We start from the raw sequence: 22,413 nt of genomic DNA, 5'->3' as shown, positions 1-22,413 counted from the left end.
CGCTTTTTGCCCCTATCCTCATCCAAGCCCGCCAACATCAAATGTAACCCAACTCTTCTAACTTGCTGAGAACTTTTTTAACACTCTCTTCCACACTTTCTCGCTCTGTGTAACAAATAATCTCAGGATTGAGCGGTTCTTGATAAGGATCGTCAATTCCCGTAAAACCCTTAATTCCTCCTGCTCTGGCCTTAGCGTATAGTCCCTTGACATCGCGATCTTCGCACACTTCTAGCGGCGCTGTGATATATACTTCAACAAAATTTGGCTCCATCGCTCTAATTTCGTCGCGAATTGCTCTGTAGGGGCTAATAGCTGCGGTCATTACGGCTACTCCATTGCGGCTCAGCAGGTGAGCTACAAATCCAATCCGCCGAATATTAGTATCTCGGTCTTCTTGGCTAAATCCCAAACCTTTTGACAAGTTGGTGCGAACGACATCTCCATCCAATATTTCCACTTTGCAACCTCTTGCCTTCAATTCGGGTTCGAGAGCTTTGCTGATAGTTGTCTTGCCGGAACCGCTCAGCCCGGTAAACCACAAAATAAAACCTTTTTCCATTTGCATCCGTTAATCACTAACTCAGAAATTATTAAGACGTAAAACTTTATAGATGCTGTTCCCTTTTTTCTATTATCGTTATTCGCGGTGTCATATTGCCAATATTTGCGCGCCAAAAGTGAGAAATCAAAATTTGCGATCGCTCCTGCGGTCATTGAGTAAAAAAATTGTGGGAGCGCTGCATAATTCCCGATTTATTATTTGTCAAGTCTTTACACCGTAAAATTCAATTCGCGATCGCCAACGCCGAACATCTATCCGTAGCGCACTCATCGCCTGACTAACCCTTTCCCAATCTCCAATCTAAAATGGTATTGCCCATGTCTTCGGTCTTAAAAGCAGATGTTTTGGTAGTCGGTGGCGGCACCGGCGGCACCGCTGCAGCCGTCCAAGCAGCCCGCCGAGGTGCCAAAACTATTTTAGTAAGCGAATTCCCCTGGCTGGGAGGAATGCTGACTTCCGCTGGCGTTTCGGCCCCCGATGGCAATGAATTAGCAGCTTTTCAAACCGGTTTGTGGGGCGCGTTTCTCCGGGAACTCCAGCAGCGACAGCCGGGAGGTTTGGATTGGGGCTGGGTAAGTTTTTTTACTTACGATCCCCGCACCGGTGCTGAAATTTTCGCTGATTGGGTTAAATGTTTGCCGAACTTGCACTGGATTTCTGGAAAAAAAGCTCAAGATGTGCTGTATGAAGGAGATCGCATTTCTGGCGTTCAGTTTGCAGATTTTACGGTTTCGGCCAAAATCACTTTAGATGCAACGGAATTGGGAGATTTGCTGGCTTTAGCGCAAGTTGGACACCGCTGGGGTTGGGAATTCCAAGCCGAGTGGGGAGAACCCAGCGCGCCGGCTGCCTCTAATGCTCTCACAGAGAGCTATTCGGTGCAAGCTCCGACTTGGGTGGCAATCATGCAGGATTTTGGTAAAGGTGTGGCGGGGTCAGAAATTCCCGCGCCGCCTGTTGACAATCCCGATCGATTTCTCGGTGCTTGGGATGGTTACACTCCCGAACAATTTCTCAATTACGGCAGGCTTCCGGGCGGATTGTTGATGATTAATTGGCCGATTCGAGGTAATGATTATGGTGAAGGAGTCGATCGACTCATTAAATCTGAAGCATCTCGACAAGAATTCCTGCAAGAAAGTCTCTGGCACACTCAAAGTTTTGCCCGCTTCATTCAAACGCAACTCGGCCGCCGCTACGGCCTAGCACAGAATATTTTCCCCATTTCAACGATCGAGAATCAACAAAATTTTCCCCTTCTTGGTGCTTTCGCCTTACATCCTTACTACCGAGAAAGTCGCCGATTGCGGGGCGTACAAACAATCCGAGAACAAGATATTTTGCCTATTGTCGGTGGAAGAGTCGCGAAGTTGCCGATAAATTATCAGGGCATTTGTGAAACAATTGCGATCGGCAACTACGCCAATGACCACCACTACACCAGTGGCGACATTCCCTTGCAGCCCAAATCTATCCGCTGGGGCGGCCGCTGGACGGGAACTCCGTTTACCATTCCTTACAGCGCGCTAATTCCTGAGAGTACAGACGGTTTGCTAGTCTGCGAAAAAAATATTTCCGTCTCTCACATCGCCAACGGTGCAACTCGCTTGCAACCGACGGTAATGAATATTGGACAGGCGGCGGGGATGGCGGCGGCTTTGTGCGCGGAATCTGGATGTCAGCCGCGGGATTTGCCGGTGAGAGTTTTGCAGGAAGCTTTGCTGCAAGATTCCGAGGCGAGTGCGGCAGTTATTCCTTTATTTAATTTGACACGGGATCTATCGGACTGGCTCGAGTGGCAGCGCTATTATCTCGATCGACCTGAAGCATATCCCGCCAGCGGCGAATGTCAGGAGTCAGTAGAGAAACCAAGCAGTCAAACAGCAAATACCCACAGCGAGTTTTCGGGCATTTTCCGTCGCCTCAGCGAACAAGACTGGACACTAACGCTGACAAGTCCCGTATCTGTAGCCGGTCAAACTTGGCAACTCGTGACTTTGGACTCGCAAACCGACAGATTTTTACAGAATTGCGAAACCGAAAAGCCTCTGACAGTATGGGGCAGGCTGAATTCGGCAGGTGCTTGGCTGCTGGCGGAATCCGTAGAATTGAAGAGGTAAGGTTTTTTGCAGAGATCCGAAAATTTCACAGAAATTTATCCTGATCGATCGGGGAGAGTCCGTATCAGTTAATAGACAATGACACGGATACTAACCCCATGCAAACTTACACACCAATTGCTTTACACAGTCTTTTGGGCGTTACTTTGAGCGCCACTGTCGTTCGAGCCTTTGAATCCCTCGTCGGACTGCTCGAAGTTGCCACCGCTTCATACATTTTATCCGCCCAAACCGAACAAAGGGGCGATCGTTCTCCAGAAAGAGGCAGCGGACGCCGAGAGTTCATTGAGTCTAATCTTTACACTCATCAACTACAAGCATTTTAATGACATTGGACGAAAGCGATTTCCGTTATTGAGTTAGTTTCAGCAGCCCGTGTCGAGCGCTCAATCTGATTTCCGGGGATGCTAGTTTTTCAGGTTTCCAAGGCAACTGCATTTCTTGTTTACAGTCATTAGGCTCTTCTTTTATGTGAGTGATGATAGCATATAAACCTTAAACCGCCATCTATCGAGAGATTGAATCTCGTATTTGGCGGTTTTGTATATTATTGCAACCGTCTGGGTAGTGCAATTAGGAATTTTTTTATTAGTGAAGCCAGAGATTTTATTTATTCCCTTTTACATCGACTTCTGACTCCTCTCATAGATCAGATGCTACGCATCTAAAGTGTCTGTTGCTTCGGGAGGGGGAGAGGGTGAGAAATGGAGAGGGAAAGATAATTATCCGCTTTTTCTACAAGGATTTTAGGATACAATTTAAATGCGCGATAGCTTAACTAAAGCCTGATTCCTCCTTCTTTTTTCCTTATGATTCGTGATCCCTGATTCCGGATTGCTGATTCTAGAGTTTGATAATTTCAGGGAAATTCATCCTGATCAGCCTGGGTAATGTCGTATCTCTAAATAGATACTGACACGACGAATACTACCCATGAAAACCTACACTGCAATTGCTTTACTGAGCCTATTGGGCATTACCTTGAGTGCCAGCGCCGCTCAAGCTGTTGAATCTTCACTCCCAATCGTCGAAACGGCCACCGCCCAATATATGTTATCAGCCCAAACTCAACAAAGCCGCGATCGCGCTCCTCAAAAGGGCGACGGACGCAGGGAGTTTACTGAGTCTAATGTTTACACTCATCCGCTACAAGATTTCTAATGGCACTGGACGCAAGTGATGACCACAACTGAGTTGCTTCGGGCCGTTCATTCGATCGCTCGATCGGATTGTCTGGGATTCTAGTTTTTCAGGTTAAGCGACAACTGCACTTTTTGTGGACAGTTCTTTTGTGGACAGTTCTTAGGAGATTCTTTTTTGTGTAAACAATGCTAGCATATAGACCTGCAACCGCCATCTACCTAGAGATATATTCTAGTATGTGGCGGTTTTGTATTGAAAACGCTTCCATTAAACAGGAACTAACCACAGGCCTCTGCTCATCTGGGTTTTTCAACCGATATCCCTCGCCCTCCACGCCTTATTTTGGCATTGCATAATTTGAGGAGGATGCTTGTGGGGTGTCCCGCCTGCTGGGAAAATACAGCGGACGGGCTACCAGATCCCATCCCACAAAACCCTCAAAATCTTCCCGCAATTATGCAACACCCTTATTTTATTTGATCAAACCGAGTTTCGGCATCCATGACTATTCAAGCATTAAGGGCTCGGAGTCGCCTCAAATTCCTGGGATCGCAACAGTTATTTACGTTCTCCCCGCCACAGGTAGGGTTTAATTTTCAACGGCTGCACTATAATTAACTTGCGATAACTAATTTATATATAGGTAAACTGTCAACGCAGAGGGTGCAGCAATCTACTTAAATTGGCCACCAATAAGAACCACTTATGCGGTGTGGATAGCCTTTAAGCCCATGCCCCTGTTACCTCAGGGAAATTAACTAACCTGAATATTAGGGTAGCTGGCAAGCTTTCCGGCGACAGTCGGCTATGCTTGATTCGGCGCTCTCGCAATAATTTAATGGAGGATGACAAAATGCCTCCAAATTTGGCTATTTCGGGGATAGTGATGAAAAATGACTCTTTGGATCTGGTCAAAAGCCTCAGCCCTAGTGCAATGGATCAGATCATGCTATATCTGGCGTTTAGCGCCATGAGAACCAGTGGGCACAGGCACGGGGCGTTTCTAGACGCGGCCGCAACGGCGGCTAAGTGTGCCATTTATATGACTTATATGGAGCAGGACAACAACCTGCGGATGACTGGGCACTTGCATCACATTGAGCCTAAACGGGTGAAGGTGATTGTTGAAGAAGTCCGGGAAGCTCTGACTCAGGGAAAATTGCTGAAAATGTTGGGTTCGCAAGAACCTAGGTATTTGATTCAGTTTCCTTATGTCTGGCTGGAACAGTATGGTTGGATGCCGGGACGCCCTCGCATTCCGGGAAACAATTTGACTGTAGATGAAAAAAAATATCTCGAAGGCAAGATTCCTCCTAATCCGCCAGACGCTCAACTGATCAATTCTTTTCAGTTTATGGAGTTGATCGAGTTTCTGCACAGGCGATCGCAAGAAGATATGTCTCCAGAAAGGCGAATGCCTTTGAGCGAAGCTCTAGCAGAACACATTAAGCGACGCTTGATCTATTCTGGGACAGTTACTCGTATTGATTCTCCTTGGGGAATGCCGTTTTATGCCCTCACTCGCGCTACTTACTCTCCCGCAGAGCAGGAAGAGCGGACATTTACTATGGTTGAGGATACGGCTAGATATTTCCGGCTGATGAAGGATTGGGCGGAAAAACAACCGAATGTGATGCGAATTATGGAGACTTTGGATATTCCGCCGGAACGGCTCGACCAAGCCCTTGAGGAATTAGATGAAATTATTCGCAATTGGGCCGATCGCTATCACAAGCGGGGCGAACCGACGATGATTGTACAAATGGTGTTTGGGCCACAAGACGACGCTTAGTTTGATTAGTTATTAATCATTAGTCATGAGTTGATTGCTTGAAACTAATCACTAATGATTAATAACTAATAGCCCTGGACGCCACCACCGGGTTTTGTTTTCCAAAAATACGGCTTTAATGGTTTGAGTTATCGTAAAAAACCTGTGTATTGTGTCGCGAAGGCCTCCAAGATTAACTAAGCTAAAAAAGCTCTCCAAGTCGCCGCTAAAACGATCGCTGCGATCGCTCCTATGAGTGTATTAAAAAAATTTACCACCTCGTTCGTCAGCCACTCAAACTTTGATTGCACCGTCGCCCCAATCACGCTCTCGATGTTCGTGGCAATAAAAGCTGCAATAACACAAAAAACAATCCCTGTCAAGTCTATTAAACCGACGGCCCAACTTAAAAGCGCAATCAAAATTGAGCCGACAATACCCGCGATCGTTCCTTCCAAACTTACGGCCCCTTCCGTACCCCTAGGTACAGGCTGCAAGCTGGTAATCAAAAAAGTCCGCTTTCCGTAAGCTTTGCCGATTTCGCTGGCGCTGGTATCGGAAAGTTTGGTGCAAAAACTCGCCGCGTAACCCAGCAATAACAGGGAAATAGCATCGTGTGGCACAGACATCTTGCCTGTATTGCCTAAAATAGATAATGCCAAAACTCCCAAAGCACAAAGAGTAGCGGTTAAAGCAGAACCCCAGACATTTTCCGGGCCTCGGGCGCCTGAACGCTTTTCGGCTATGCCTTCTGCTTCTTTTTGGGCTTTGCCGATGCTGGTAACTCCCGATCCGACAAGAAAGTAAAACATCACCACAGCATAGCCTTGCCATCCCAAACAGCCCCAGATGAGGACGCCCAATACCCAGCCGTGAAATTGGCCAGCGGGAGTGAGCAATTTTTTAGGAGCAATGGTGCCGATCGCGAGTAAAACTGTATTTAGGGCGATCGCCATCAACCAAGGATTAGACCAAGATAAATAATTAAAGAACAATTCTGAATCCTGCATTTAGTATCTCCATGAACCAAGTCTTATTTCATCTTGCCTTCCCCGTGACCGATATTGCCCAAACCAAAGCGTTCTATGTAGACGGGCTCGGCTGCCAACTAGGTCGCGAATCGCCTAATTCTGCGATTATGGGTTTGTGTGGCCATCAAATTGTCGCCCACGTCAGCCGCGAACCTTTGACGCCTCAGCGAGGCATCTATCCCCGGCATTTTGGGTTAATTTTTACTTCCGAAGCTGACTGGGAAGCGTTGTTAGAGAAAGCCCAGCAAAACAACTTAAATTTCTATCAAGAACCGAGACGGCGATTTGTCGGTTTGCCTACAGAACACCGTACTTTCTTCTTAGAAGACCCTTTCCACAATATACTTGAGTTCAAGTATTATTGTGAAGCTGAAGCAATTTTTGGTCGCAGCGAATACGCTGAAGTTGGGGATGCTGTTTGATATTTAGTCCGGTAGCGATTTGCCTCCTGTGGGGGCGGGTTTAGGAGATTGTTGGTTTTAGGCAATTATTGTAGGTGAAACCCGCCCCAACAAAATTTGACATTATACAAGAATGAATCAAACGGTTAATCATGAACTTTTAAGGGTTCTGAAAGTGCTTCAGCGACCGCTTTTAAACTGCTGGAATGCCTCGCCATCATGGCATGGGCGAAAACCGACAATTTTACTTCTTTGGCAGCAGAGATTTGGGAACTAGAAGCGGGTACGATGATGAAATCCCAATCTGTCCAAATCGAAGTAAAATTGAGCTTTTCCAACAACGCAGCATCTCGATTTAAATCTTCCAAAAAAGCACTGCCCGGACGCATTTGAACGCAGCCTTTTCCCCAGAGAGTGTAAGCCATCCAAGTACCGCTGTGAGGAGAAGATATCGCAATAAAGCGCTGCACTCGGTTAATGCCACCTAACCTTTGCAGGTAGTAGCGAGTTACTAAACCGCCCATACTCAATCCTACTATATAGCAACCGCCAAGGCGGTTAAGCCCTATACTGGAAGTATTTCTTAATCTTGCTCCGGCTGTACCGGAGCGAAATCCATGCCCAAACCCTACAGTTACGACCTCCGTCAAAAAGTGATCCAAGCAATCAAGCTTGATGGCTTAAAGATTAGTGAAGCTTGCCTTATATTTAGCATTAGTCGTAACACTATTCGTTTATGGTTGAAGCGGGAAGGCGAGACTGGGGACTTTCAAGCCTTGCCTAATCAACCACCTGGTAATGGACACAAAATTACTGATTGGGAAAAATTTACCAAATTTGTCGAGGTTAATGGAGATAAAACTCAAGTAGAGATGGCCAAACTATGGACGGAAGAAATTAGTGATCGCACTATATCACGGGCATTAAAAAAGATTGGGTTTACGCGTAAAAAAAAACTTATGGTTATCAAGAAAGAGATGAAGTTAAACGACTTCTCTTTAAACAAGAGATAGGGCTGTATGTACCACAGGATATAGTGTATATAGATGAGTCTGGGATGGATAGTAGAGAAGATTATAGCTATGGTTGGAATGCTAAAGGGAGCCGCTTTTATGCTTTAAAAAGTGGCCGAAGACAAGGGCGAGTTAATATGATTGCTGCCTATTGTCATGGTGAGTTATTGGCTCCATTTACTGTTGAGGGTTCTTGTAATCGAACCGTGTTTGAAACCTGGCTAGAAACTTGTTTAATCCCAACGCTAAAACCGGGACAAATAGTCCTTGCAGATAATGCCACCTTTCATAAAGGTGGGCGGATTCTTCAATTAATTGAAGCTGCAGGTTGTCAGTTAAAATACTTGCCCCCCTATTCACCGGATCTTAACAAAATTGAGCGATGCTGGTCATGGTTAAAAAGTCGAATTCGTAAACAACTAATTAAATTCGACTGTCTCAGGGATGCCATGGAAGCCGTGCTTCGCACAGCGGCTTAACCGCCTTGGCGGTTGCTATATCTAAATGCTGTTCTGGCGCAAAGGTTTTGTCTATATAATCTGCTATTTGTAGGGCTAATTCGTCTATGCTGGCGTTGCCCCAATGGGGCGAGAGATTGAGGGTGTAGACTGACCATCCCAGTTGGGTGAGGTAGGCAGACATTTTGTAAAAAATTCCCGATTTTCGGAAAATTCCGTGAATTAGCAAGACTGGGTTCCGGCTAAAATTCCTATTCATTTTTAAGTGGGAATTTTATTTTCAATAGGTGCTTTGAGTTCTTCAACTAATGCGTTAATGCTTAGGGGTTCTGTCACCATTTGGCGGTGCAGCAAAACGTTGACTTTAACTTCTTTACCTACTGGCATTTGGGAGCTGTTCGCCGGTACAATCATTATGTCAAATGGCGTCCACATTGATGTAAAGTTTATGCGTTTGAGCATTGTCACATCTTGATTTAAATCGCGTAGCAAGCGACTATCGGGCCGCATATCCAGGTATCCTGGTAGGCGTAGGGAATAGGCTGTGAGGGTGCCGTGGTGAGGGGATGATAGGGTGATGAAACGCTGTACGCGGTTGATTCCTCCGAGGCGCTGGACGTAGTAGCGACTGACGATGCCGCCCATGCTGTAGCCTACTATGTCTAAAGGCTGTTCTGGATCGAAGGTTTCAGAGATGTAGTCTGCGAGTTGCTTGGCCAGTAAGTCGAGGCTGAGGCTGCCGTCGTTGGGGGTCAGGTTGAGGCTGTGGACTGACCATCCGAGTTGGGTGAGGTGGGCGGACATTTTGCTGAAAATCATCTTTGTGTCCCAGATGCCGTGTAGGAGGATGACGGGATTGCGATCGAGCGAACTGTTCATTTTGCGGAAAAAGTGCTTGGTGATTACAGCATAAATCACTCCCCTAGGGAGTTTTACCCCTACTAGGACAGCTATGGAATCGGATCGAGGTACGATCGGCAATGAGTGGGAATCCCTAACAAATTCTGAGATACTTTGTAAATAAGTGCAAAGCACTGTGGGTATTCATACCTAAAATTTCCTATGATGAGGTAGCTTAAATATAGCCCAATGTAAATTTTGATGAATAAATGTAGACAAAGGTTGCCCTAGCTCGTAATCTAACTTTGTTGACAAGCTTGTACAAATTTCTCTAAAAGAACAAAAGGAGTAAGTCTAATGTTTGGTTTTATCAAAAATTTCTTCGGCGGTATTTTCGGATTTTTCGGCAGACTATTGGGCTTGAAAAAGTCTGAATATTTCCTAGATTTGGGTGAATCGGGAGGGAAGGAACCAGCAAAAGTTGCGCCTGCGAAGTCTGAACCTGTTGCGATCGCACCGGCAAAAGTTGAGCCTGTTAAGTCTGAGAAGTCTGAGAAGTCTGAGAAGTCTGAGAAGTCTGAACCAGCTAAAAAGGCTAAGGTAGAGAAAAAGTCTAAGAAAGAAAAGGAACCAGTCGCTAGCGTTCCTGCTACTAATCCCGAACCTGCGAAGGTACCTGCAGCGGCAGCAACTAACGGGAAAGTGCCGAGTCAAGCTGAACCGAATCGGACTTTTGCTCCTAATAATTTAATGCCGACACCAAATGGAAGTCGTCGAACCCCTGGCCCCAGCATGAACAATTTCCGGGAAATGGCTCGTCAGGTGAAAACGAAATAGGAAATTGGGAATTTATAATAGGGAATTGGGCATGGGATAATTCCCTATGCTGGCGTTAACAAATTAAAAATGGGATTCCTCATTTTTAATTTTAACTTTTTGTTCTATTCCCTATTTCCTGGGTTTCTGAGAAAGGCTAATCCGCTGTATAGCTGAAAAGCTGAGTCCCAAGGAGTTTCGGATTTGCGCTCGATTTCTATATGAGATTGGATCTTGCTCAACATATTAGTGTAATCGAGCACTGTGTCGGCAAAGGGCGTAAATTCTGACCAAACTGTAACGTCAAGCTGGCGATCGAATATTTCCAGTAAGTTATTCCAGTTAATTCGGGTGGTACTTTGAGGAATTTGTTGAGAGTTTTTGACTCTCGATGTTTTGTTTTTCTGGTTCGGTAAAGTGGGGAGCTCGGCTGAAGCTTTGGTGAAGTCAACTCCTTGTTGAAATTCGTAACTTTGGTCGCAAATTCGCAGAATGCAGTTTCTGCTGGGAATGTGCAAGTCACAGATTTGAGCGTAATCTTGCCTGATTTCTCTGTGGCGAAATTGCTCCTTTCTTCGGTTGGGGGAGTAGTCCATGACTTCGATGAACATCGGCAACAAGCCTTCTACTCTTTGGGTAACTTCTGACCAGTTAAATTCGATCGCACCGAGTCGATCGAATTTATCTTTGCAAACAACGGCTGGGGAAGAGAGAGACTGGAAGTGTTGCACTCGGAAAATTTGGATTTTTTGAATATGGCTTAGGGTTGCCCAAAATACGGGAATGCCGGCGTTGAGGAGTTCTTGACCATAAATTCGGAGTTCGGCGATGGGGCCAGTTTTGTAAAGTCTCCACCCGCGGCTTTGGATTTGCATCCGGGTTGTGTAGGCGTCGATTTTAAAGATTCTGCTGATATTTTGAATGGCGGCGGGTTTGTTTTCGGGACTCACGGGTTCGAGGATGAGGAGTCCAGGTTCGAGGTTGCTGGGGTCGTTTTTGGCAGTTTCTATGGCTTTTTGGCGGACGTTTTGTTGGGCGATTTCAATCCGTTGAATAGCTTGGCGGGTCGGGGAGACGATTTTCGGGTTGGTGATGTCGCGGAGTATTTGTTTGTAGGTGGTTTGGGCTTTTTCGAGGTTGTTGGTGAGTTCGTAGTAGCGGGCGATATAGTATTGCACCCACGGATTTTCGGGCGATTCTTTTTGTAGTTGTTTGATGAGTTTGGCAGCTTGTTTGTAGTCTTTACCCTCTAGGGCGGCGGCTATTTGGTTGATGTCTGTCATGGCGGTTGCGGGAATGGCTTTGTTTCTATCTTGGCTGATGTTTGGCTGGTTCCGCCACTGGTTAACAATTTTTGCTCTTGTGTTAAGTTATAGATATGATATGAAACTATGACAATCATTGAAAAAATACGTGTCAAAATTGTAAAAAATGATTTTGAGCTTTCACAACACGCAGTAAACCAAAGCATAGTTCGCCATATCAGGGTACAAGAACTCCGGGAAGCAATAATGGCTGGTGAAGTTATCGAAGAGTATCCCGATGACAAATATGGCCCAAGCTGTTTGATTTTCGGTTTGACCATTGCCCATAGACCTTTGCACGTTCAGTGCAGTTATCCCTCTCGTCCTTTGGTAAAAATCATTACTTTATACGAACCCGATCCGAAAATTTGGATTGATTTTAAGTTAAGGATAAATCAAAATGAACAATGATATTTGGCAAGAAACAATGGTGGAACAAAAAGTAAGTTATACCCTTGAAATCAAGGGTAAGTTTATTATTATTGAAAATGTTCCGGCTAGAGTGTGTTTGGAAACGGGAGAGCGTTTTTTTTCACCTGAAACTGTGGAACAGTTGCAGAAGATGATTTGGGAAGATAGAAAGCCGACTAGGGTGATTGAAACACCTGTTTTTGAATTTGCTTAGGGGTTGGTTTAGATTTAGTTATAAGTGGTTGGAATTAATGCTTAAACTGTAGGAACCTTTGCTTGTACGATCGCCTCCTTTAACAACTATTTTATAAGTGCCGTTACTAGGCAATTTTACGGTGAGTTGAGACTCTCGGCGATTCTGGGAGTTACCTGTTTTTTGGGCAATATTTTTGCCGCTGGTGTCGAACAGTGTTATGTTGTGGTCGAATGCTCTGCTTTTGAGGTCGATCGTAATAGATTGACCTGCGCGTCCTTGAAATGTGTGTTCACTGGGTTCGCCGTCTTGGAGGGTTCCCCGCTGCTGTAGGATGGAAAGGGAGGTGAGTTTTGGGCGATCGACATTGCTCAATTCTAAGCCGTAATTGGTCATGGGTACTTCGAGGCCATTTCCTTCTCTGACTACGATGATAAAGGCTGTTTTGTTGTTGGGGTCTCGGAGTATTTTGTCAATAAATTGGGATTGTATTTGTTTTGCTGTTAGAGGTTTAGGTTGGTTGAAGTTGGGTTTTGAGGTACAGAAAAGCACGGCTCCGTCTAGATATCGGGCGGCGTAGAACCAGTAGTTTTGACCGTTAGTTGTAAATTCGTTTCTGCTGAAAACAGTGAATCTTTCAAGTTGCGGTAATTGCTGATTGCGCTGGCAATTTTTATCGATGTAGATTTCGTTGGCTGATGGCTGTCGCTGTGCCAAGACTGCGGGTGTGATGGTGGTTACAATTGCTGAGATGAGGGTGAGGGTGAGGGTGAAGGGCGATCGGTTTTTCATAAATACTGGTTTATCTTTATTATTGTCAGGTGTTGTACGGTGTACTTCCTATTCTATCTTTCTTTTAAATACTTTTCTAATTCCGCAGTGCGCTGTTTAGTCATGCGATCCAAACATTCATTGAGGAAACCTCGATAACCGGTACCGCCACGACTTTTATAAACTTCAAATTCACAGGTTTTATCTCTTAACTGAATCCACCCTAATTGTGCTTCGGAAAGTAGCGCCCGCTCTTCGCCACTCAATTGGGAAATCAGTTGTTTGTAAATCTCGTTCAGTCGTTTATCCGAGGCTTCGTAATTCAACCGAATACAAGCTCTGACTTGTGCATCTCCTTGGGGGCGATCGCAATTAATCTGTTGAGCAATGGGAAAAATCGGAGATTGTGCAGAAACTGATGTTGTACCGAAAATTGCCAAAAGCGCGTGAAGCGAAGCTATCCCGTAGCGAATCGACCAAAAGATCGATCGAGCTTTCCTCCACTCTATTTTCATTGCCCGTCCACCCACCTATCTGATGAATTCTTTGTTATTTGTTAATATTAGCACTTTTCCAATGCCGCGCCCACTAAAGATAAAGCCACAATCGGTGCTGTCACCGCTCTTAAAATTCTACTCCCCAAAGAAACAGCTTCAAAATCAAATTCGATCGCTCTTTTCACTTCACCCTCAGTCCATCCACCCTCCGGGCCAATAGCTATGACAATCGATAATTCTCCCCCATCTTGCTCCCCCCTTATTAAGGGGGACTGGGGGGGAGCCAAATCGGCTAAACAATCCCACAAATGCCGATTTTCCCCGCGAGCCACACAAATAAATCGATATTTTTGATTGCAATCTTTCACAGCAACATCAAACGAAATAGGCTCTAAAATCGTCGGCACAAATTGGCGTTCCGACTGTTCCGCCGCCTCCGCAGCAATTCTTCTCCACCGCTCAACTTTTTGCTCACTTGGTTTGAGCAAAGTTCGATCGCTCGTTACCGGCACAATACTTGCCACACCCAGCTCCGTCGCCTGCCTCACAACCTCGTCAAAGCCGTTTCCTTTGGGCAAAGCCGCCATCAACGTTACTTCCACGGGTAGCTCCCTGTCCACAGCAATCTCCTCTGCTATCGAGGCAAATAACCCGGTTTCCCGTGCTTCTAGGACTGCTAACCACCAATGTCCCCGTCCGTCCATTGCAATAAATCGATCGCCCGCTTGCAAACGTAGCACTCGATTTAAATAATGCTGTTGTTCCCTAGTTAAGGCGATTTGGCGATCGCAAATTTGAGGGGCAGTAACTGCTAATCTTTGTAGTTGAGGCATTGAATTTGGGATTGTTCGTTTGCTCTTAGATTTTTTTATTTAACCGCAGAGAACGCAGAGAAAGAGAGAAGATAGATAAGCAGGCGGGGTTTCAACCGCTCATAAATAATAAAGGCAAAGCATTTACAACCAGATTTATGTTAAAAATCCCAGTTTTTTTCTGCAAATGCTCTGCCTTTATATTATTTTTGCGTGAGTTTTATTTGATTCTAGCAAAAATCGAAAATTTCAAATCGGCTTATGCTTCCTCCTTAATCTTTTTTAAATAAGTTGAAATCGCCTCTGTAGCTAGTTGTGTAATCGGCTTGCCCTGACGGGCTGCTTCTTCCTTGAGCTCGTTGTAGATTTCATCGCGGACGCTAATTCGACGGCGGACTTTGCCACCGGTAGCAGTGGCAGCGTCGTTCCCGTCATCGTTACTAGACGTAACTTCTAATTCATTTATCTCAGTTGTCATCGAGTCAGCAGATTGGTAGTTGGTTACAAATTGACGGATAGATTCTAACCCGACGCGATCGCAAAAATTGCCAAAACTCTCGCTCAGTTGCCGTTTTTGCTTGAAATAAACAAAAATCGGCTCCAGAAAAGCTTCAAAATCCTTGACGTGCAGCTTTTCCTCAATTGGTTTTGCCAGCCGTGTTTGTTCGGGAGAACCGCCCAGCCAAATCTGGTAGGATTCCGGCGAACTGCCGACAAACCCCAATTCTGCCATATAAGGGCGGGCGCATCCATTTGGGCAACCAGTCATCCGCACCACCAAATGCTCGTCTTCCAAGCCCACTTTGGTCAAAAGTGCCCGAATCCGCTCTAAAATGCTCGGCATCACGCGCTCAGATTCGGTAATGGCCAGCCCGCAAGTCGGCATTGCTGGACACGCCATCCCATAGCGCACCAATGGATCGATCGCAGTTTCCCGCTGAATGCCGCATCGATCGAGTATTCCCTGAATTTCTTCTTTAAGATCCGGCGAAATATCGTAAATCAGCACGTTGTGGTGTGGCGTCGCCAGTATCGGCAAGTTGTACTTCTGCACGATTTCCCGCAAAGCAGTTTTTAGCTGAAACGACCCTTCATCCTTAATCCGGCCATTATCCACAGAAATGCCGACAAACAGCTTGCCGTCTCCTTGTTCGTGCCAGCCCAAGAAATCAAAATACTTCCACTCAGGCAGCGGTTTAAAGGCTTCTAGCGGCTTGCCAAAATATTCGGCTACTTTTTCGCGGAACCACTGTACGCCTTTGTCGTTAATCAGGTACTTCAGCCGCGCGTGCCGTCTGTCTGTGCGATCGCCAAAATCTCTTTGCGTTGCTACAATTGCCTTGACCAAATCGTAAACATCATCCTTGGCAACATAGCAAATCTCATCAGCAACCCGCGCAAAAGTCTCTTCTTTGTTGTGAGTGCGGCCCAAACCGCCGCCAGCAAACACGTCAAAACCTTGCAATTCCCCAGCTTCATTGGTAATTACCACCAAGCTCAAATCCTGAGAGTACAAGTCAATTGAATTGTCTCCCGGCACGGTAACGGAGCACTTGAACTTGCGCGGCATATAATGGCTGCCGTAAATCGGTTCTTCTTTGTCGTCGCTAAAGATTGTGCCGTTGCCGTTTTTCTGTCTCGCGGCCTTCACTGCTGGGTCTTCCTCGGCCGAAACAGCTTTTTCGCCGTCCAACCAAAGTTCATAATAAGCACCGGTTTGCGGTGTCAGCAAATCGGCGATATTGTTAGCGTATTGCAGCGCATACTGGTATTCTGGGCGATTTTTGTATGGTGCTGGAGGTGCCATGATGTTGCGGTTCAAGTCGCCGCAAGCTCCCAAGGTTGACCCCATATTTTTAATAATTGAGGAAAACACTGCTTTAAGATTTTTTTTCAACACGCCGTGAAGTTGGAAACCTTGGCGCGTTGTGACGCGGAGCGTGTGGTTGCCGTATTCTTCAGATAGCTTGTCTAAGGCTAGGTATAATTGCGGCGGAGTGAACCCGCCGGGATTGCGGGTGCGGAGCATGAACTGATAATCTTTTTCTTGTCCTTTAACTCGATTGTCGCGGTTGTCTTGCTGGTACGAGCCGTGAAATTTGAGAATCTGAAGCCCCTCTTCGGTGAAGTGGGTAGTGTCTTCTAACAGTTCAGTCGCAACGGGTTCTCGTAAATAGTTGCTGCGTTCTTTCAGACCTTCTGATTTAGAGGGCTTGCGCGCAACAGGGGTTGAAGGGGAAGATGTGATCATGGGAATGTATAGTGCCAGTTATAATTAGATACAGCCGATCGAATATTTCTTGACAATTTGACACTTGACAAATTTGCACTTGACAAATCTCCTCAGAAATGCTGTGTCGGATATGTTGACAACTAGGTTAACAAGTCAGTTAACAAGTAAGTTAATAACGGTAATCCGGTAGGAATTCTGATGTTGTTCAATTGTAACACGATCGAGCTGGGGCTGGAAAATTGTAATTAAGAGTTTATACTTTCGATCGCTTAACTGCACGAAATTTTACAAATAATTAACCTCAACCTTTGAAACTATGTCACTGTATGACGAAGACACCTTTGTGGTGTTAGAAACAAACCAGCCAGAGCAGTTTGTGACTGCGGCGGAACTGTTAGAAAAGCTGAAAGCCTTGTTAGCCGAAGAACACGAAGATTTGCCGCAGGACGTACACAAAATATCTGGCGTGGAAGCTCAAGCCAAATATTTAATTGATACTTATTGTGAATTAGATGTCGGGCAGGGAAAATATTTGCAGTGGTATGCAGTGCGCTTGGAAAAGTAATTTTAGGGGTGGGGAATTGGTAATACAGTTAGCCGTTAGCAGTTAATATTCAACAATTCTCCAATCTAAAATCCCAAATCTCAAATCTAAAATAGGTTAATCTTCCAACTGTTGAACCGATGATACTTCTACTGCGGTAACATCGATCGTACCGGGCGGAGTCAAACGGCTAAAATGACCTTCCTCTATTTTCAGAGGTTCGCCGCAGTTGGCACACTGAAACTGAGTTTGATTTAAAGCTGTAAATTCGTATTGACAAACTGGACAGTTGTCCTCAATTAAATTGCGTTTCAGCCACCACTGAAGCGCAAAAAATGCGACCACAGGCGTCAGCAGCAAAAAAGCTACTAGAATCAACACTGATTTAACTATCCAACCCAAACCAATTGACACCAACAAACACGCGATGCCCAGCAGTATCAGCCAATTGCTAATACGGGGTAGCTGGAAAGAGATTTTGGGGGTGCCTTGGTTCACTGTGGTCTCCTTGGGTGTCTTTGCAGGTAGGCCTAACTCTATCCTACTCAGAAATTCAGGTCGTCGATCGAGTTAATTTTCCCATTGTACACCCAGAAACCGCTCTCTACGGCATAAGTTTATCTGAGTCGGAGGGTTGAAAAATTCCTTGTAAGGATTGACAAAGGGATTCAAAACTAAATCTTGCCAGGGTTTGTTCCCTCAAGCAGTGGCGATCGCACCTTTTATCCTCCCCTCGCAGCATTTCCACACAAGCAACCGCTACTGCTGCTGAATCTCGGTGGGGAACTCGCCATCCCAGTTTACCATCTTGCAGCGGATCGGCCGACCCGTCCGCGTCTCCCGCCAGTACGGGTATTCCGCAAGCCAGCGCTTCCAAATAAACTATACCGAAGCCTTCCTGGGAGGGCATTACATAAGCATCGGCCAACTGGTAATGTTCTGCTAAATTTTCTGTGGGTACAAAACCCGCAAATATTACTCTTTCGGCAACTCCTAAGTCATCAGCGAGTTTAGCTAATCTAGATCGATCGTCTCCGCGTCCAATAACTAAATATTTCACATTCGGAAAAGTTTTGGCTATTTGCGGCAAAGCTTGAATTGTGACATCGACGCCTTTGTAAATATCCGTCGATCGCAATCTGGCTACAGTCATCAATATTTTAGCACCAACCAAATTGTACTGCTCTAATAAATGCAGCGGTTTAGTACCAGTCGCAAATAGATTTTCATCTACGGTACAAGGCACTATTTGGAATTTTTCGGGATTTAATTGGTTAATTTCGCAAGTGCGATCGCGCGTGTACCTGCTAATAGTCCAAATACTCTCAGCTTGTCTCATTGCTGTTTGATATTTGGGCGGAAGCGGTTCCCAAACTTCCTTGCCATAAGTTAAAATTGTGTAGGGAATTCGCAGCGGCTGGCATAAAGTTTGAATTAGCGGTGCGAGTTTGATGTGACCGCAAAAAACCCGCTGCGGTTGTTTTTGCAGCAATTTAGTTAGTAATACTGTAGCAAACTTAAGACGACCAAACCAGGGATTGTCGGTTTGGATGTAATAAAATTTCAGATTTTTTGACTCGTAAGGATTGTTGCAGTCTGGGGAATCTCGCAACAGCAAAACTTCAGCTTGCGACGGCGAGTTTGTCCCTGCGTTTATTGACACGTAAGCTTTGAGAATGTCTTGAACGTAGGATTGAATGCCGCCTTCGCTGGCAAATATTTCTAGGAAACAGAACAGGTAATTTGTCGATCGCATCTCAGATTTACCCATTAACAGCGCAGCCAATTATTCCTGTATAGTGACTTGGCAAAAAGGGCAATCTCCATTATCCAGAGCTTTTAAACCCGGTCAAGATGACTGTAGTTGCAGGTTTTAGAGCAAAATATTGAACTCGTCTACTCTTACCGTTAGTTTTGAGCGACTATCTGCTTTTTAACTAGGGCTTTTTAACTAGCTGCATGGGTGAGCGCGTGGCTTGGCTTTTAGTTTACTACGATCTACCGTTGTTAACTCTAAACTTAATGATTTTTTACAATATCCTACCCCAAGCAAAATTTAAGATTTATTGAGTTGGTGCGGCGCATCCGACCAGACTGAAGATTAGCAAAGCGGTACTGATCGAGGATCTAGCCTCTTTAGTTTTTGATAAAAGTATTGTCTATCCAAAGATAGATAGAGAGCAATTTTTTAACTGTTATCATCAGCAAACATAGAGAGTTAAATTCAATATGACTCTGCCAGGTTTTAAAAGCAATTTCTGAAATATTTTGTCAAAAATATTCTCCTAAAGTTTTCTCACAAACTGAAAAAATTTAATGCTCATAAAGCATTTAAAAAAATCAAGCATCGTTGATTTTTTTTGCAGGTAGAATCGATACAGGATCTTCGTATCTTTTTTGTTGGCAAAAGCAGTCTAACGAACCCAGCGAGAAAGTTTTACGAGCAGAAAAGAAACAAGGTTTCGTACAATCATGTACGAAGATAAGCCTGCCACCTAAAACATTAGGTATTCGAGCTTAAACCTGACAAAAGCTAATGTTAGGTTGGCAAGTCATATTTACGAGCGACTCTCTCCAAACGAGCCTTCATTGGAGTTTGAGGTGAAACGAGTAACGATCGCACTCAGTCTTTTGGCGTTGCTGATTTACGGTATGAAAAGCTAAATAGGACCCTCATATAAACCAGTATCCACAAAGCTTTTGGATTTTAAAGAGATTTTTTTTCATACCCTGATTAAGCAACGCCCAGAAGCGCAACTATCAGCAAGCCATCATAGATCGTGAAAATGCGATCTGCGAACCACTTTGGCAAGCAGGAAATGTCGATGACTTGACCGTTAAAGTTTGCTATAGACGATCGCTATTTCACTCATCAGCAAATATTCTCAAATGATTTGATGTGTTTTAGAGGGCGATCGCCAATAATCTCTCCGAACTCAACAACGAAGTCTACTATATTCGCTTGCCTAATCTCGAACTGAAACAGATAATCTTAATGGACTTATCAATTCGGCATAACGGTTCGTTTGAGCGGCTGCAAGTAACCTTGAACTCAGTACCAATATCTTTCAGCAGTCTGCTCCAAGCGAATTGTTATACTGCGGATTCGTTCAAGCTTTGCGACTCACTACCTTTTTAGATTATCCAACCGAGTTTTTTCTGCGTGTGCTTTGCGCGACAACACTTGGAGATTTTCCAATGTAGTTAAGCCACCTTCTGACATTGGTATAATGTGGTCAATTTGAAAATCTCTTCGCATCTGGCTCTTAAACCCACTAGAGGCACAGACGATGAATCCTTTCCCGTCAGTATACTTGGCAAAGACAGCATCCTTAATATCCCGATACTCTGCTGGATCACGCTCTCGGATTTCCACAAGTGAAAGGCTTTCTAATGGAACTGTATCAGGAATTACAATGGGCGGGGTAAGTGTTAGATCGGGGTAAACTCCAAGTAGCTTATTGATTTCGATATCTACCTGTTTCTTGAAATAAAGGTAATTATATCCAAATAAAACCTGCCAAAAGGATTTACCGTCATTCCATAGCGAGGTAAGATATTCAGTCACCTGCCTAAGTGTTAAATCATTCTCGTAGATATGTCTTGCCACAATTGACAAATCACACTTTCTACGCTCACTAAAAGCGATGAACTCTGGCTCCATCTCCTTTTGAGCATAGAAGCGTAAAATATTTTTAACATCATCATCTCTGTATCCAAGCAGGAAAGGATAGTCTGGGAAGTAGAGGTTCTTCGTTAGTTGCAGTAAATATTCCAGCTCCTCGTCAGTCAAGACTTCTCTATTTTGGATATTTACACTCTTAAATACAGCATCTAGGTCATTAACAAAACTATCATAGGCTTCCTCAGTGCCGTTATATAAAAGTACATCATAGTTTCTAGACACTGGTTCAGCGTCTCTAGACACTGGTTCAGCAGACTCAGAAGATTCAAGAATAGAAAAGCGATAAATTCCAACAGGAACCCGCCTCAGAAAATCTAGTTTTTCTAAAGCAGTAGTGTCGATGGAATCATCCATCATACGGGCAAACTCTTCTATCTTTTCAATTGAGATAAGTCGAGCAATTCTCTTCATTGTCTCGATATCTCTATCAACAAACTCAGCGCCATCAATATCAGTCAATTTTTCAGGATTAACCCAGTTAATTTTATCTTCCCAATTATCGATGAAGCTTACAACATAGGCTTTTTCTGTACCTCCTGCTTTCTGTCCGCGCAAAGCCCTACCAATCATTTGGGTCATTAAAAGTGTAGAAGTAGTTGGGCGTGTCAGAAAAACTGTTTGAACATTAGGCAAATCAGTTCCTTCGGTCAACATTTCTACGTTTATGAGAACTTCGAGTTTTCCTGCCCTGAAGCGCTTGATTTTTTCTGAATTTTCTTTTACAGAAATTGTAGCTCCAGTGCCTTCGTCTATGATTTTTGATGCCACGAAGTCAGAGTTTATTCCTCGTTTTTTAAATAATCCGTTTAATGCGATCGCGTGTTGGATGTCAACTGCGAAAACCAGAAGGGGCTTATACTTTTCTCGGTTCTCAACATAGTGATCGACAATCCGTTTATTGCGGATACTCGACATCGCAATTTTTTCGGCAACCTTCTTAGGTAATTTGTCGAAGTCCTCAATTGATCTAATATCTCTGTCTGTTAATTCTTTATAGAAATCTAGCTCTGTCTCTAAGTTCTCGAAAACTGGTTCTGCAAGAATTCCTCTTGTAATGAGCGTCCTCAAGTGTTCTGAAAATATAATGTCATCGGGAAAAACTTTTTTAAGCAAACCTTGCTCACTTTTATCTGTTCTGAATGGAGTTGCTGTCAACCCTAACATTCTGAAACCATCTGCTTTTCCTCTATCTTTAAAGTTTTGCTTAATGCTGTCAATTAATTTTCGATAAGTCTTTGCTGTTGCATGATGGGCTTCATCCACTACTAAAAGTATCTCAGTAGAATGATTAACCCAATTATCTGTGAGGTAATTCAGCCCACTGTTTAAACTATCTTTGCTGGCAATGATAATATCATCAGTCGGTTGGATGTTAACAGGGCGATCGTGCTTGTTCGTATCACCAGAAATCACGCGATATCTGAATCTTTCAGTATCACTCAGTAATGATGGGTAGGCACTAAACTTTAAAGTTTCAAACGCTTGATCAAGTAGCTCGTGTCGATGAGCAATCCACAGAACTTTTTTTCGCTTATCGATAAAATTGCGTAGTAACCAATGAACGGCTGTTAACGTTTTTCCACCACCCGTAGGCAAAACCAACAAACCCTCAAAAGGAGACTTGTTTTTCTGATCCAGTGCCTTAATTGCCTCATTTTGATGGGCGTAAAGTTCTCTAGGATTTTTGCCTTTATTAACTTGGATTTGACCTGATTTTTCAACTTGAATAGTTTGCATAGTAATGGAAAACTGAAGATAACTTTAAATTTGTGGCTTGTCCGACTGCTGCTCTATCGATAACTCCA

The 22,413-nt window shown here is 44.4% G+C and carries 23 protein-coding genes; 10 read left to right on the top strand and 13 right to left on the bottom strand.

All coding sequences use genetic code 11. The features are described 5' to 3' along the window. Nucleotides 1–37 precede the first annotated feature (37 nt). Nucleotides 38–562: an adenylyl-sulfate kinase gene (gene cysC, locus D0A37_RS12080; protein ID WP_242724517.1), complete on the bottom strand. Its 525-nt coding sequence runs from the start codon at nt 560–562 to the stop codon at nt 38–40. A 320-nt stretch (nt 563–882) separates the two neighbouring features. Here cysC and D0A37_RS12075 point away from each other — a divergent pair, with 320 nt between their 5' ends. From D0A37_RS12075 to hetR, 4 genes are all read left to right on the top strand, one after another. Next, nucleotides 883–2,685: an FAD-dependent oxidoreductase gene (locus tag D0A37_RS12075; protein WP_242724516.1), complete on the top strand. Its 1,803-nt coding sequence runs from the start codon at nt 883–885 to the stop codon at nt 2,683–2,685. Between the two features lie 98 nt (nt 2,686–2,783). After that, entirely contained in the window at nt 2,784–3,011 is a 228-nt protein-coding gene (patX, locus tag D0A37_RS12070; RefSeq protein ID WP_242724514.1) for a heterocyst-inhibiting protein PatX, read from the top strand. Nucleotides 3,012–3,618: 607 nt separating this feature from the next. Beyond that, on the top strand, nt 3,619–3,846 hold the full coding sequence (gene patX / locus D0A37_RS12065; protein ID WP_242724512.1) for a heterocyst-inhibiting protein PatX: 228 nt from the start codon (nt 3,619–3,621) through the stop codon (nt 3,844–3,846). Nucleotides 3,847–4,714: 868 nt separating this feature from the next. Then, nucleotides 4,715–5,620: a heterocyst differentiation master regulator HetR gene (gene hetR, locus D0A37_RS12060; RefSeq protein ID WP_242725488.1), complete on the top strand. Its 906-nt coding sequence runs from the start codon at nt 4,715–4,717 to the stop codon at nt 5,618–5,620. Between the two features lie 176 nt (nt 5,621–5,796). Here hetR and D0A37_RS12055 read toward each other — a convergent pair whose 3' ends face one another. Then, on the bottom strand, nt 5,797–6,609 hold the full coding sequence (locus tag D0A37_RS12055; protein WP_242724511.1) for a TIGR00297 family protein: 813 nt from the start codon (nt 6,607–6,609) through the stop codon (nt 5,797–5,799). An 11-nt stretch (nt 6,610–6,620) separates the two neighbouring features. On the opposite strand from D0A37_RS12055, the gene D0A37_RS12050 reads away from it, so the two are divergent. Next, nucleotides 6,621–7,052, top strand: coding sequence for a VOC family protein (locus D0A37_RS12050; protein WP_242724508.1), 432 nt, complete (start codon nt 6,621–6,623; stop codon nt 7,050–7,052). A 125-nt stretch (nt 7,053–7,177) separates the two neighbouring features. On the opposite strand, the gene D0A37_RS12045 is transcribed toward D0A37_RS12050, so the two are convergent. Then, a complete protein-coding gene (locus D0A37_RS12045; protein WP_445242523.1) occupies nt 7,178–7,555 on the bottom strand; it encodes an esterase/lipase family protein in 378 nt (125 codons plus the stop codon). A 93-nt stretch (nt 7,556–7,648) separates the two neighbouring features. Between D0A37_RS12045 and D0A37_RS12040 the strand changes: the two genes are divergently transcribed. After that, nucleotides 7,649–8,523 (top strand): IS630 family transposase gene (locus D0A37_RS12040; protein WP_242717584.1). Its coding sequence is split into 2 segments (ribosomal slippage): nt 7,649–7,978 and nt 7,981–8,523, totalling 873 coding nucleotides; the frame shifts between segments, so codons are not numbered across the junction. On the opposite strand, the gene D0A37_RS12035 is transcribed toward D0A37_RS12040, so the two are convergent. Together D0A37_RS12035 and D0A37_RS12030 are read right to left on the bottom strand one after the other, a co-directional pair. Beyond that, complete coding sequence (locus D0A37_RS12035) at nt 8,483–8,761, bottom strand: esterase/lipase family protein (protein WP_242724506.1); 279 nt, start codon at nt 8,759–8,761, stop codon at nt 8,483–8,485. The genes D0A37_RS12040 and D0A37_RS12035 overlap by 41 nt on opposite strands. Nucleotides 8,762–8,763: 2 nt before the next feature. After that, nucleotides 8,764–9,381 carry an esterase/lipase family protein gene (locus D0A37_RS12030; protein ID WP_242724505.1) on the bottom strand — a complete coding sequence of 206 codons (618 nt, stop codon included), beginning with the start codon at nt 9,379–9,381 and terminating at the stop codon, nt 8,764–8,766. A 318-nt stretch (nt 9,382–9,699) separates the two neighbouring features. Here D0A37_RS12030 and D0A37_RS12025 point away from each other — a divergent pair, with 318 nt between their 5' ends. Next, a complete protein-coding gene (locus D0A37_RS12025; protein WP_242724504.1) occupies nt 9,700–10,179 on the top strand; it encodes a hypothetical protein in 480 nt (159 codons plus the stop codon). A 104-nt stretch (nt 10,180–10,283) separates the two neighbouring features. Here the strand turns inward: D0A37_RS12025 and D0A37_RS12020 are convergent, their stop codons facing one another. Continuing rightward, complete coding sequence (locus D0A37_RS12020; RefSeq protein WP_242724503.1) at nt 10,284–11,441, bottom strand: tetratricopeptide repeat protein; 1,158 nt, start codon at nt 11,439–11,441, stop codon at nt 10,284–10,286. 108 nt (nt 11,442–11,549) lie between these two features. Between D0A37_RS12020 and D0A37_RS12015 the strand changes: the two genes are divergently transcribed. Next, nucleotides 11,550–11,873 carry a DUF4258 domain-containing protein gene (locus tag D0A37_RS12015; protein WP_242724502.1) on the top strand — a complete coding sequence of 108 codons (324 nt, stop codon included), beginning with the start codon at nt 11,550–11,552 and terminating at the stop codon, nt 11,871–11,873. Next, nucleotides 11,863–12,087 (top strand): YgiT-type zinc finger protein, encoded by a 225-nt coding sequence (locus D0A37_RS12010; protein ID WP_015174123.1) that lies wholly within the window; start codon nt 11,863–11,865, stop codon nt 12,085–12,087. The genes D0A37_RS12015 and D0A37_RS12010 overlap by 11 nt, the downstream gene beginning before the upstream one ends. 18 nt (nt 12,088–12,105) lie before the next feature. On the opposite strand, the gene D0A37_RS12005 is transcribed toward D0A37_RS12010, so the two are convergent. From D0A37_RS12005 to sir, 4 genes are all read right to left on the bottom strand, one after another. Continuing rightward, nucleotides 12,106–12,858, bottom strand: a complete 753-nt coding sequence (locus tag D0A37_RS12005; RefSeq protein ID WP_242724501.1) for a PPC domain-containing protein — start codon at nt 12,856–12,858, stop codon at nt 12,106–12,108. 53 nt (nt 12,859–12,911) lie between these two features. Next, nucleotides 12,912–13,352: a lysozyme inhibitor LprI family protein gene (locus D0A37_RS12000; RefSeq protein ID WP_242724499.1), complete on the bottom strand. Its 441-nt coding sequence runs from the start codon at nt 13,350–13,352 to the stop codon at nt 12,912–12,914. A gap of 47 nt (nt 13,353–13,399) precedes the next feature. Then, a complete protein-coding gene (locus tag D0A37_RS11995; RefSeq protein ID WP_242724497.1) occupies nt 13,400–14,167 on the bottom strand; it encodes a 16S rRNA (uracil(1498)-N(3))-methyltransferase in 768 nt (255 codons plus the stop codon). Nucleotides 14,168–14,405: 238 nt separating this feature from the next. Further along, nucleotides 14,406–16,397 (bottom strand): sulfite reductase, ferredoxin dependent, encoded by a 1,992-nt coding sequence (gene sir / locus D0A37_RS11990; protein WP_242724496.1) that lies wholly within the window; start codon nt 16,395–16,397, stop codon nt 14,406–14,408. A 298-nt stretch (nt 16,398–16,695) separates the two neighbouring features. Here sir and D0A37_RS11985 point away from each other — a divergent pair, with 298 nt between their 5' ends. After that, the gene (locus D0A37_RS11985; protein ID WP_242724495.1) at nt 16,696–16,944 is read left to right on the top strand and encodes a CRR7 family NDH-1 assembly protein; all 249 of its coding nucleotides are present in this window, start codon (nt 16,696–16,698) and stop codon (nt 16,942–16,944) included. Between the two features lie 96 nt (nt 16,945–17,040). On the opposite strand, the gene D0A37_RS11980 is transcribed toward D0A37_RS11985, so the two are convergent. The 3 genes from D0A37_RS11980 to D0A37_RS11970 all read right to left on the bottom strand — a co-directional run bounded on the left by D0A37_RS11980 (nt 17,041) and on the right by D0A37_RS11970 (nt 22,345). Next, nucleotides 17,041–17,421 (bottom strand): hypothetical protein, encoded by a 381-nt coding sequence (locus D0A37_RS11980; protein WP_006632268.1) that lies wholly within the window; start codon nt 17,419–17,421, stop codon nt 17,041–17,043. Nucleotides 17,422–17,527: 106 nt separating this feature from the next. Continuing rightward, nucleotides 17,528–18,694 carry a glycosyltransferase family 4 protein gene (locus D0A37_RS11975; RefSeq protein WP_242724494.1) on the bottom strand — a complete coding sequence of 389 codons (1,167 nt, stop codon included), beginning with the start codon at nt 18,692–18,694 and terminating at the stop codon, nt 17,528–17,530. A 1,356-nt stretch (nt 18,695–20,050) separates the two neighbouring features. After that, nucleotides 20,051–22,345 carry a DEAD/DEAH box helicase family protein gene (locus tag D0A37_RS11970; protein WP_242724493.1) on the bottom strand — a complete coding sequence of 765 codons (2,295 nt, stop codon included), beginning with the start codon at nt 22,343–22,345 and terminating at the stop codon, nt 20,051–20,053. Nucleotides 22,346–22,413 lie beyond the last annotated feature (68 nt).

Origin of the sequence: Microcoleus vaginatus HSN003 (genome assembly GCF_022701255.1) — a bacterium.
GTDB classification, from domain to species: Bacteria; Cyanobacteriota; Cyanobacteriia; order Cyanobacteriales; family Microcoleaceae; genus Microcoleus; species Microcoleus vaginatus_B.
The sequence above is the reverse complement of the archived record's forward strand: the minus strand, read 5'-3'. Positions and strand labels throughout refer to the sequence as shown.

Excerpts from the sequence above, each read along its gene's own strand:
- cysC (WP_242724517.1), bottom strand. The coding sequence starts at position 562 with ATGGAAAAAGGTTTTATTTTGTGGTTTACCGGGCTGAGCGGTTCCGGC.
- D0A37_RS12075 (WP_242724516.1), top strand. The coding sequence starts at position 883 with ATGTCTTCGGTCTTAAAAGCAGATGTTTTGGTAGTCGGTGGCGGCACC.
- patX (WP_242724514.1), top strand. The coding sequence starts at position 2,784 with ATGCAAACTTACACACCAATTGCTTTACACAGTCTTTTGGGCGTTACT.
- patX (WP_242724512.1), top strand. The coding sequence starts at position 3,619 with ATGAAAACCTACACTGCAATTGCTTTACTGAGCCTATTGGGCATTACC.
- hetR (WP_242725488.1), top strand. The coding sequence starts at position 4,715 with ATGAAAAATGACTCTTTGGATCTGGTCAAAAGCCTCAGCCCTAGTGCA.
- D0A37_RS12055 (WP_242724511.1), bottom strand. The coding sequence starts at position 6,609 with ATGCAGGATTCAGAATTGTTCTTTAATTATTTATCTTGGTCTAATCCT.
- D0A37_RS12050 (WP_242724508.1), top strand. The coding sequence starts at position 6,621 with ATGAACCAAGTCTTATTTCATCTTGCCTTCCCCGTGACCGATATTGCC.
- D0A37_RS12045 (WP_445242523.1), bottom strand. The coding sequence starts at position 7,555 with ATGGGCGGTTTAGTAACTCGCTACTACCTGCAAAGGTTAGGTGGCATT.
- D0A37_RS12035 (WP_242724506.1), bottom strand. The coding sequence starts at position 8,761 with ATGAATAGGAATTTTAGCCGGAACCCAGTCTTGCTAATTCACGGAATT.
- D0A37_RS12030 (WP_242724505.1), bottom strand. The coding sequence starts at position 9,381 with ATGAACAGTTCGCTCGATCGCAATCCCGTCATCCTCCTACACGGCATC.
- D0A37_RS12025 (WP_242724504.1), top strand. The coding sequence starts at position 9,700 with ATGTTTGGTTTTATCAAAAATTTCTTCGGCGGTATTTTCGGATTTTTC.
- D0A37_RS12020 (WP_242724503.1), bottom strand. The coding sequence starts at position 11,441 with ATGACAGACATCAACCAAATAGCCGCCGCCCTAGAGGGTAAAGACTAC.
- D0A37_RS12015 (WP_242724502.1), top strand. The coding sequence starts at position 11,550 with ATGACAATCATTGAAAAAATACGTGTCAAAATTGTAAAAAATGATTTT.
- D0A37_RS12010 (WP_015174123.1), top strand. The coding sequence starts at position 11,863 with ATGAACAATGATATTTGGCAAGAAACAATGGTGGAACAAAAAGTAAGT.
- D0A37_RS12005 (WP_242724501.1), bottom strand. The coding sequence starts at position 12,858 with ATGAAAAACCGATCGCCCTTCACCCTCACCCTCACCCTCATCTCAGCA.
- D0A37_RS12000 (WP_242724499.1), bottom strand. The coding sequence starts at position 13,352 with ATGAAAATAGAGTGGAGGAAAGCTCGATCGATCTTTTGGTCGATTCGC.
- D0A37_RS11995 (WP_242724497.1), bottom strand. The coding sequence starts at position 14,167 with ATGCCTCAACTACAAAGATTAGCAGTTACTGCCCCTCAAATTTGCGAT.
- sir (WP_242724496.1), bottom strand. The coding sequence starts at position 16,397 with ATGATCACATCTTCCCCTTCAACCCCTGTTGCGCGCAAGCCCTCTAAA.
- D0A37_RS11985 (WP_242724495.1), top strand. The coding sequence starts at position 16,696 with ATGTCACTGTATGACGAAGACACCTTTGTGGTGTTAGAAACAAACCAG.
- D0A37_RS11975 (WP_242724494.1), bottom strand. The coding sequence starts at position 18,694 with ATGGGTAAATCTGAGATGCGATCGACAAATTACCTGTTCTGTTTCCTA.
- D0A37_RS11970 (WP_242724493.1), bottom strand. The coding sequence starts at position 22,345 with ATGCAAACTATTCAAGTTGAAAAATCAGGTCAAATCCAAGTTAATAAA.